Below are 8,773 nucleotides of genomic sequence, written 5' to 3' on the forward strand. Positions count from 1 at the left end.
GCCCCCGGCTCACTGGATGAGCCGGGGGCCGTTGCCGTCGGGTGCGGGTCACTCCCAGCGGAAGAGGCGGGCGGCGGCGGCGAGGGCGGCCACCGCCCAGACGGCGAGGATGCCGAGGTCGGCCCAGGGGGTGGCGGCGCCGGTCTGGAGGACGGCGCGCAGGCCGTCGGAGAGGGCGGCGATCGGGAGGAGTTCCAGGGCGGACTGGACGGCGGCGGGGAACTTGGAGAGCGGGACGATCACCCCGCCGGCCAGCAGCAGCAGGATGAAGACCAGGTTGGCGGCGGCCAGGGTGGCCTCGGCGCGCAGGGTGCCGGCCATCAGCAGGCCGAGGCCGGAGAAGGCGGCGGTGCCGAGGACGAGGAGGGCGGCAACGGTGAGCGGGTTGCCCTGCGGGGACCAGCCGAGGGCCAGCGCGATCACCGACAGCAGCGCCACCTGGAGCGCCTCGGTGACCAGGACGCAGCCGGTCTTCGCGGTGAGCAGCGCCCAGCGGGGGAGCGGGCTGGCGCCCAGCCGCTTCAGTACGCCGTAGCGGCGCTCGAAGCCGGTGGCGATGGCCTGGCCGGTGAACGCGGTGGACATCACCGCGAGCGCGAGCAGTCCCGGGGCGAGGAAGTCGACCCGCTTGCCGGGCCCCTCGACGGCGACGATGTCGACGGCGGAGAACAGCACCAGCAGCACCGTCGGGATGACCACGGTGAGCAGCAGCTGCTCACCGTTGCGCAGCAGCATCCGGGTCTCGAACGCGGTCTGCGCGAGCAGCATCCGGCCGACCGGCGCGGCACCGGGCTTCGGGGCGTAGTCGGTGGTGGTCATGAACGCAGGTCCCGTCCGGTCAGGTCGAGGAAGACGTCTTCGAGGCTGCGGCGCTGCACCGCGAGCCGTTCGGGCAGGACCCCGCCCGCCGCGCACCAGGCGGTGACGGTGGCCAGCAGCTGCGGGTCGACCGGCGCCTCGATGCGGTAGCTGCCCGGCGTGGTCTCGGCGGCGGTGGCGCCCTCGGGCAGCTCCTTGAGCAGGGTGGCGAGGTCGAGTCCGGGCGGGCCGTCGAAGCGCACCGTGGACTCGGCGCCGCCGCGGCAGAGCTCGTCCGGGGCGCCCTCGGCGATCACCCGGCCGCGGTCGACGATCGCGACCCGGTCGGCCAGTTGCTCGGCCTCCTCCATGTGGTGGGTGGTGACCACCACGGTGACGCCGTCCCGGCGCAGGTCGCGGACCAGCTCCCAGGTGGCGCGGCGGGCCTGCGGGTCCAGGCCCGCGGTCGGCTCGTCCAGGAAGACCAGCTCGGGGCGGCCGACCACGGCCATCGCCAGGGCGAGCCGCTGCTGCTGTCCGCCGGAGAGCCGGCGGTAGGCGGTGCGGCCGCAGGAGCCGAGGCCGAGCCGCTCGACCAGCGCGTCCACGTCCAGGGGGTGGGCGTGCAGCCTGGCCGTGTGCCGCAGCATCTCGACGGCGCGGGCCCCCGCGTAGACGCCGCCGGACTGCAGCATCACACCGATCCTGGGGCGCAGCCCGGCGCCCTGGGCGACGGGGTCCAGGCCGAGCACGCGCACCGTGCCGGCGTCGGGACGGCGGTAGCCCTCGCAGGTCTCGATGGTGGTGGTCTTGCCGGCGCCGTTGGGACCGAGGACGGCCGTGACGGTGCCGCGCGCGATGCTGAGGTCGAGACCGTCCACCGCGGGCTTGTCCCCGTAGCGCTTGACCAGCCCGGTGATCTGGACCGCGGGTTCGGATTGCATACGGGTGAGTCTAAGAGGCCCCAACAGGCCGTTTGCACGCTGGGCTTGATCACTTCATCCGCAGGTCAGGTAAGGCTTACCTGCGTGACAGATGACACGGGTGAGGCCTGGATCACGGCTTGTCCCGGCGGAAGTAATTACGCAACACTGGTGTTGTGAAAAACATGCGCGAGCACCCCACGCAGCAGGAGGCCGAGTCGGCCCCCGGCTGCGCCGTGCCCGCGACGGCGGCCGAGGTGCTGCTGGACGGCCACCGCGCCACCCGCGACCGGGTCGCCCGCTCCGTCCTGGACCACGGTCCGTCCTCCGCCGCCGACCTGGCGAGCCGGCTCGGCCTCACCGCCGCCGCCGTCCGCCGTCACCTGGACGGCCTCACCGCCGCCGGCCTGGTCGTGTCCCGGGAGCAGAAGGTCTACGGCAGCCGCGGCCGGGGCCGCCCGGCCAAGGTCTTCGCCCTCACCGACGCCGGCCGGGACGCCTTCTACCAGGAGTACGACCAGCTCGCCGCCGACGCCCTGCGCTGGATCTCCGACTCGGTCGGCGGCGGCAAGGCCGGCGAGGAGGCGGTCGCCGCCTTCGCCCGGGCCCGGTTCGGCCGGCAGGCGGAGAAGTACCTGGAGGCACTGCGCACCGCCGGGGCGGCGGAGCGCACCGAGGCGCTGGCCCAGGCGCTGAGTGCCGACGGGTACGCTGCCACGGTGCGGCGGGTCCCGTCGGCCGCGGCGAAGGCCCCGGCGGGCGCCCAGCTCTGCCAGCACCACTGCCCGGTCGCGCACATCGCCGAGCAGTTCCCGCAGCTCTGCGAGGCGGAGACCGAGGTCTTCTCCCAGCTGCTGGGCACCCATGTGCAACGGCTGGCCACCATCGCCCACGGCGACGGGGTCTGCACCACCTATGTGCCGGCACCCGGTGCCGCATCGTCGCCCGCCCTGCGCACCGCCGCGGGCCGGGACACCGGTGCCGCGCCGACTGCCGGTACGTCCACCGAAGATTCAGCGTCCGCGCGTTAGGAAGCCCGCATGACTGACACCGTTTCGCACCCCGAGCTCGAAGGCCTCGGCACTTACGAGTACGGCTGGGCCGACCCGGACGTGGCCGGCGCCGCCGCCAAGCGCGGACTGAACGAGGACGTCGTCCGCGACATCTCGGCCAAGAAGAACGAGTCCGAGTGGATGCTGAACCTGCGTCTCAAGGGCCTCAAGCTGTTCGGGAAGAAGCCCATGCCGACCTGGGGCTCCGACCTGTCCGGCATCGACTTCGACAACATCAAGTACTTCGTCCGCTCCACCGAGAAGCAGGCCGAGTCCTGGGAGGACCTGCCGGCGGACATCAAGGCGACGTACGACAAGCTCGGCATCCCGGAGGCGGAGAAGCAGCGCCTGGTCGCCGGCGTCGCCGCCCAGTACGAGTCCGAGGTCGTCTACCACCAGATCCGCGAGGACCTGGAGGAGCAGGGCGTCATCTTCCTGGACACCGACACCGCGCTGCGCGAGCACCCGGAGATCTTCAAGGAGTACTTCGGCACCGTCATCCCGGCCGGCGACAACAAGTTCGCCGCGCTGAACACGGCGGTCTGGTCCGGCGGCTCCTTCATCTACGTGCCGAAGGGCGTGCACGTCGACATCCCGCTCCAGGCCTACTTCCGGATCAACACCGAGAACATGGGCCAGTTCGAGCGGACGCTGATCATCGTCGACGAGGACGCCTACGTCCACTACGTCGAGGGCTGCACCGCGCCGATCTACTCCTCCGACTCGCTGCACTCGGCGGTCGTGGAGATCATCGTCAAGAAGGGCGGCCGCTGCCGCTACACGACCATCCAGAACTGGTCGAACAACGTCTACAACCTGGTCACCAAGCGCGCCGTGGCGTACGAGGGCGCGACCATGGAGTGGATCGACGGCAACATCGGCTCCAAGGTCACCATGAAGTACCCGGCCGTCTACCTGATGGGCGAGCACGCCAAGGGCGAGACCCTGTCCATCGCCTTCGCCGGCGAGGGCCAGCACCAGGACGCCGGCGCCAAGATGGTCCACATGGCGCCGAACACCTCCTCCAACATCGTCTCCAAGTCGGTGGCCCGGGGCGGCGGCCGCACCTCCTACCGCGGTCTGATCGAGATCGGCGAGGGCTCCAAGGGCGCCAAGTCCAACGTGCTCTGCGACGCGCTGCTGGTCGACACGATCTCGCGCTCGGACACCTACCCGTACGTGGACGTCCGCGAGGACGACGTGTCCATGGGCCACGAGGCCACCGTCTCCAAGGTCAGCGAGGACCAGCTCTTCTACCTGATGAGCCGCGGCATGACCGAGTTCGAGGCCATGGCGATGATCGTCCGCGGCTTCGTCGAGCCGATCGCGCGCGAGCTGCCGATGGAGTACGCGCTGGAGCTGAACCGGCTGATCGAGCTGCAGATGGAGGGCTCCGTCGGCTGACCCGCCGACCGCCCCGCCGTCCATCGACACGTTTTTGAGGAAGAGAGCACACCGAACAGCCATGGCTGACACGCCTGTGAATGTCACCGGGAACACCCCCGGCTCCACCACCGCCGGCTCGATCGAGGTCGGCACCGCCGGTGCCGGCGCCCAGCTGGCCGGCCCCGGCACCGGCCGGGACAGCGTCCGGCAGCCGATCGACGCCCGCGTCGCGGTCGAGCCGTCCTTCGACGTCGCGGACTTCCCGGTGCCCACCGGCCGCGAGGAGGACTGGCGGTTCACCCCGCTGCACCGCCTCGGCGGTCTGCACGACGGGACCGCCGCCGCCGATGCCGAGAAGGTCGCCGCGGGCATCGACAAGGTCGAGCTGAGCCTGCCCGAGGGCGTCACCGCCGAGACCGTCGGCCGCGACGACGCCCGCCTCGGCAAGGCCGGCAAGCCGGTCGACCGGGTCGCCGCGCAGGCGTTCAGCGCCTTCGAGCAGGCGCTCGTGGTCACCGTCCCCAAGGAGACGGTGCTCACCGAGCCGGTGCGGATCGACGTGCACGGCGAGGGCGGCACCCGCTTCGCCCACGTGGTCATCGACGTCAAGCCGTTCGCCGAGGCCGTCGTGGTGCTGGGCCACACCGGCACCGGCACCCGGGCCGCCAACGTCGAGCTGCTGCTCGGCGACGGTGCCAAGCTCACCTTCGTCTCCGTCCAGGACTGGGACCGCGACGCGGTGCACGCCGCCCAGCAGACCGCGCTGATCGGCCGCGACGCCTCGCTGAAGTCCGTCGTCGTCACCTTCGGCGGCGACGTGGTCCGGCTGCACCCGCGCGTGAACTACGCCGCGCCCGGCGGCGAGGCCGAGCTGTTCGGCCTCTACTTCGCCGACGCCGGCCAGCACCTGGAGCACCGGCTGGTCATCGACCACGACACGCCGCACTGCCGCTCCAACGTCGTCTACAAGGGCGCGCTGCAGGGCCAGGACGCGCACGCCGTGTGGATCGGCGACGTGCTGATCCGCGCCGCCGCCGAGGGCACCGACACCTACGAGCACAACCGCAACCTGGTGCTCACCGACGGTGCCCGGGTCGACTCCGTGCCGAACCTGGAGATCGAGACCGGCGAGATCGTCGGCGCCGGCCACGCCTCCGCCACCGGCCGCTTCGACGACGAGCAGCTCTTCTACCTCCAGGCCCGCGGCATCCCGGCCGACGAGGCGCGCCGCCTGGTGGTGCGCGGCTTCTTCGCCGAGCTGGTCCAGCAGATCGGCGTCGCCGAGATCCAGGACCACCTCATGGAGAAGATCGAGGCCGAGCTGGAAGCGGCGGTCTGACACCCATGAGCTTCCTTCGCGCCTGTGCGCTGAGCGAACTGGCTGAGGACGTGCCCAAGCGCGTCGACCTCAACGGCGTCCCGGTCGCCGTCGTCCGCACCGACGAGGGGGTGTTCGCGATCAACGACATCTGCTCGCACGCGAACGTCTCGCTCTCCGAGGGCGAGGTCGAGGACTGCATGATCGAGTGCTGGCTGCACGGCTCCAGCTTCGACCTGCGCACCGGCAAGCCCTCCGGCCTGCCCGCCACCAAGCCGGTCGCTGTCTACCCCGTAAAGATCGAAGGGGACGATGTGCTCGTCTCCGTCAACCAGGAGTCCTGAGTACACATGGCTACCCTTGAAATCCGCGACCTGCACGTCTCCGTCGAGGCCGAGAACGGCCCCCGGGAGATCCTGAAGGGCGTCGACCTGACCGTGAAGCAGGGCGAGACCCACGCCATCATGGGTCCGAACGGCTCCGGCAAGTCCACCCTGGCCTACTCGCTCGCCGGCCACCCCAAGTACACCGTCACCGGCGGCACCGTCCTGCTGGACGGCGAGGACGTCCTGGAGATGTCCGTCGACGAGCGCGCCCGGGCCGGCGTCTTCCTGGCCATGCAGTACCCGGTCGAGGTCCCCGGTGTCTCCGTCTCCAACTTCCTGCGCACCGCCGCCACCGCGGTCCGCGGCGAGGCCCCCAAGCTGCGCCTGTGGGTGAAGGAGGTCAAGGAGGCGATGGCCGCCCTCCAGATGGACCCGGCCTTCGCCGAGCGCAACGTCAACGAGGGCTTCTCCGGCGGCGAGAAGAAGCGCCACGAGATCCTCCAGCTGGAACTGCTCAAGCCGAAGATCGCGATCCTCGACGAGACCGACTCCGGCCTGGACGTCGACGCGCTGCGGGTCGTCTCCGAGGGCATCAACCGGGTTCGTTCGACCGGTGAGGTGGGCACCCTCCTGGTCACCCACTACACCCGCATCCTGCGGTACATCAAGCCCGACCAGGTCCACGTCTTCGCGGGCGGCCGCATCGTCGAGTCCGGCGGTGCCGAGCTGGCCGACAAGCTGGAGGAGGAGGGCTACGAGGCCTATGTGAAGGGTGGCGCGTCCGAGTGACCCATACGCACGAGTCGCACGGGCCGGCGGTCCTGCCGGGCCTGCTCGACACCGACGCGATCCGCAAGGACTTCCCGGTCCTGCAGCGCCTGCTGCACGACGACAAGCCGCTCGTCTACCTGGACAACGCGGCCACCTCCCAGAAGCCCCGCCAGGTGCTCGACGCGCTGAACGCCTACTACGAGCGGCACAACGCCAACGTCCACCGCGGCGTGCACGTGCTCGCCGAGGAGGCCACGGCGCTGTACGAGGGCGCCCGGGACAAGGTCGCGGCGTTCGTCAACGCGCCGAGCCGCGACGAGGTGGTCTTCACCAAGAACGCCTCCGAGTCGCTCAACCTGGTCGCCAACATGCTGACCTGGGCGGACGAGCCGTACCGGGTGGATGCCGAGTCCGAGATCGTCATCACGGAGATGGAGCACCACTCCAACATCGTCCCGTGGCAGCTGCTCTCGCAGCGCACCGGGGCGAAGCTGAAGTGGTTCGGGCTGACCGACGAGGGCCGGCTCGACCTCTCCAACATCGACGAGCTGATCACCGAGAAGACCAAGGTGGTCTCCTTCACCCTGGTCTCCAACCTGCTCGGCACGGTCAACCCGGTCGAGGCGATCGTGCGCAAGGCGCAGGACGTCGGCGCGCTGGTCGTGATCGATGCCTCGCAGGCCGCGCCGCACATGGTGCTGGACGTCCAGGCGCTGGAGGCCGACTTCGTCGCCTTCACCGGCCACAAGATGCTGGCCCCGACCGGCATCGGCGTGCTCTGGGGCCGCCAGGAGCTGCTGGAGGACCTCCCGCCGTTCCTCGGCGGCGGCGAGATGATCGAGACCGTCACCATGGGCTCGTCCACCTACGCCCCGGCGCCGCACAAGTTCGAGGCCGGCACCCCGCCGATCGCCCAGGCGGTCGGGCTCGGCGCGGCCGTCGACTACCTGTCCGGCATCGGCATGGAGCGGATCGCCGCCCACGAGCACGCCATCACCGCGTACGCGGTCGAGCGGCTGCTGGAGGTCCCGGACCTGCGGATCATCGGCCCGCGCACGGCCGTCGACCGCGGCGCGGCGATCTCGTTCACGCTGGGTGACATCCATCCCCACGACGTGGGCCAGGTGCTCGACGAGCAGGGCATCGCGGTGCGCGTCGGCCACCACTGCGCGCGGCCGGTCTGCCTGCGGTACGGAATTCCGGCGACCACGCGGGCGTCGTTCTACCTGTACTCGACGCCGGGCGAGGTGGACGCGTTGATCGACGGCCTGCACCACGTCCGGAACTTCTTCGGCTGACGGGACGGGGCAACGCGACCATGAAGCTCGACTCGATGTACCAGGACATCATCCTGGACCACTACCGCAACCCGCACGGCAAGGGGCTGCGCGACGGTGACGCCGAGGTGCACCACGTCAACCCGACGTGCGGCGACGAGATCACCCTGCGGGTGAAGCTCGACGGGGCCACCGTCGCGGACGTCTCCTACGAGTCCCAGGGCTGTTCGATCAGCCAGGCCAGCGCCTCGGTGCTGAACGACCTGGTCGTCGGCAAGACCGTGGGCGAGGCGCAGGCGGTCCAGGAGGCCTTCCTGGAGCTGATGCAGAGCAAGGGCCAGGCCGAGGGCGACGAGGAGGTGCTGGAGGACGCCGTCGCGTTCGCCGGCGTCTCCAAGTACCCGGCCCGGGTCAAGTGCGCCCTGCTCAGCTGGATGGCCTGGAAGGACGCCACCGCCAAGGCCCTCGCCGAGCACCCCGCCGTCACCGACTGAGGACACCACATGAGCGACGAAACCACCTCCGCCGCGGAGGAGACGCCCTCCGGCCCGGTCGGCACCAGCGCCGGCACCGTCTCCGTCGAGGACCTGACCGAGGCCCTGATGGACGTCGTCGACCCCGAACTGGGCATCGACGTCGTCAACCTCGGCCTGATCTACGGCGTCCACATCGACGAGTCCGACGTGGCCACCATCGACATGACCCTCACCTCGGCGGCCTGCCCGCTGACCGACGTCATCGAGGACCAGGCCAAGACCGCCACCGACGGCCTCGTCCAGGACCTGCGCATCAACTGGGTCTGGATGCCGCCGTGGGGCCCCGACAAGATCACCGACGACGGCCGCGAGCAGCTGCGCGCCCTCGGCTTCAACGTCTGAGGCCGCCGCTGATCGTCACCCGCTGCCGCGCGAACCCCTGGGTT

Annotated in this window: 10 protein-coding genes; 8 read left to right on the forward strand and 2 right to left on the reverse strand. The window is 70.8% G+C overall.

The window, feature by feature from the left end; genetic code table 11:
• Positions 1-48: 48 nt before the first annotated feature.
• Positions 49-819 carry an ABC transporter permease gene (locus ACFU74_RS34070; protein WP_380763907.1) on the reverse strand — a complete coding sequence of 257 codons (771 nt, stop codon included), beginning with the start codon at positions 817-819 and terminating at the stop codon, positions 49-51.
• Positions 816-1,742, reverse strand: coding sequence for an ABC transporter ATP-binding protein (locus ACFU74_RS34075; RefSeq protein ID WP_380763909.1), 927 nt, complete (start codon positions 1,740-1,742; stop codon positions 816-818). Before ACFU74_RS34075 ends, ACFU74_RS34070 begins: the two co-directional genes overlap by 4 nt.
• A 164-nt stretch (positions 1,743-1,906) precedes the next feature.
• On the opposite strand from ACFU74_RS34075, the gene ACFU74_RS34080 reads away from it, so the two are divergent.
• From ACFU74_RS34080 to ACFU74_RS34115, 8 genes are all read left to right on the forward strand, one after another.
• On the forward strand, positions 1,907-2,752 hold the full coding sequence (locus ACFU74_RS34080) for a helix-turn-helix transcriptional regulator (protein ID WP_380763911.1): 846 nt from the start codon (positions 1,907-1,909) through the stop codon (positions 2,750-2,752).
• A gap of 9 nt (positions 2,753-2,761) precedes the next feature.
• Entirely contained in the window at positions 2,762-4,177 is a 1,416-nt protein-coding gene (sufB, locus tag ACFU74_RS34085) for a Fe-S cluster assembly protein SufB (protein WP_380763913.1), read from the forward strand.
• A 61-nt stretch (positions 4,178-4,238) separates the two neighbouring features.
• Positions 4,239-5,498: a Fe-S cluster assembly protein SufD gene (gene sufD / locus ACFU74_RS34090; RefSeq protein WP_380763915.1), complete on the forward strand. Its 1,260-nt coding sequence runs from the start codon at positions 4,239-4,241 to the stop codon at positions 5,496-5,498.
• A gap of 5 nt (positions 5,499-5,503) precedes the next feature.
• Positions 5,504-5,821 (forward strand): bifunctional 3-phenylpropionate/cinnamic acid dioxygenase ferredoxin subunit, encoded by a 318-nt coding sequence (locus tag ACFU74_RS34095; RefSeq protein ID WP_344324904.1) that lies wholly within the window; start codon positions 5,504-5,506, stop codon positions 5,819-5,821.
• A 6-nt stretch (positions 5,822-5,827) separates the two neighbouring features.
• Positions 5,828-6,592, forward strand: coding sequence for a Fe-S cluster assembly ATPase SufC (gene sufC / locus ACFU74_RS34100; protein WP_380763917.1), 765 nt, complete (start codon positions 5,828-5,830; stop codon positions 6,590-6,592).
• A 32-nt stretch (positions 6,593-6,624) separates the two neighbouring features.
• The gene (locus tag ACFU74_RS34105) at positions 6,625-7,872 is read left to right on the forward strand and encodes a cysteine desulfurase (protein WP_380763922.1); all 1,248 of its coding nucleotides are present in this window, start codon (positions 6,625-6,627) and stop codon (positions 7,870-7,872) included.
• Positions 7,873-7,892: 20 nt separating this feature from the next.
• Positions 7,893-8,345 carry a Fe-S cluster assembly sulfur transfer protein SufU gene (gene sufU, locus ACFU74_RS34110; RefSeq protein ID WP_344324910.1) on the forward strand — a complete coding sequence of 151 codons (453 nt, stop codon included), beginning with the start codon at positions 7,893-7,895 and terminating at the stop codon, positions 8,343-8,345.
• A 9-nt stretch (positions 8,346-8,354) separates the two neighbouring features.
• Positions 8,355-8,729, forward strand: a complete 375-nt coding sequence (locus tag ACFU74_RS34115) for a metal-sulfur cluster assembly factor (RefSeq protein ID WP_380763920.1) — start codon at positions 8,355-8,357, stop codon at positions 8,727-8,729.
• The last annotated feature ends 44 nt before the right edge of the window (positions 8,730-8,773 follow it).

This window comes from Kitasatospora sp. NPDC057500 (genome assembly GCF_042802195.1).
Taxonomy (GTDB): Bacteria; Actinomycetota; Actinomycetes; order Streptomycetales; family Streptomycetaceae; genus Kitasatospora.

Coding starts and splice junctions, on each gene's coding strand:
- ACFU74_RS34070 (WP_380763907.1), bottom strand. CDS start 819: ATGACCACCACCGACTACGCCCCGAAGCCCGGTGCCGCGCCGGTCGGC.
- ACFU74_RS34075 (WP_380763909.1), bottom strand. CDS start 1,742: ATGCAATCCGAACCCGCGGTCCAGATCACCGGGCTGGTCAAGCGCTAC.
- ACFU74_RS34080 (WP_380763911.1), top strand. CDS start 1,907: ATGCGCGAGCACCCCACGCAGCAGGAGGCCGAGTCGGCCCCCGGCTGC.
- sufB (WP_380763913.1), top strand. CDS start 2,762: ATGACTGACACCGTTTCGCACCCCGAGCTCGAAGGCCTCGGCACTTAC.
- sufD (WP_380763915.1), top strand. CDS start 4,239: ATGGCTGACACGCCTGTGAATGTCACCGGGAACACCCCCGGCTCCACC.
- ACFU74_RS34095 (WP_344324904.1), top strand. CDS start 5,504: ATGAGCTTCCTTCGCGCCTGTGCGCTGAGCGAACTGGCTGAGGACGTG.
- sufC (WP_380763917.1), top strand. CDS start 5,828: ATGGCTACCCTTGAAATCCGCGACCTGCACGTCTCCGTCGAGGCCGAG.
- sufU (WP_344324910.1), top strand. CDS start 7,893: ATGAAGCTCGACTCGATGTACCAGGACATCATCCTGGACCACTACCGC.
- ACFU74_RS34115 (WP_380763920.1), top strand. CDS start 8,355: ATGAGCGACGAAACCACCTCCGCCGCGGAGGAGACGCCCTCCGGCCCG.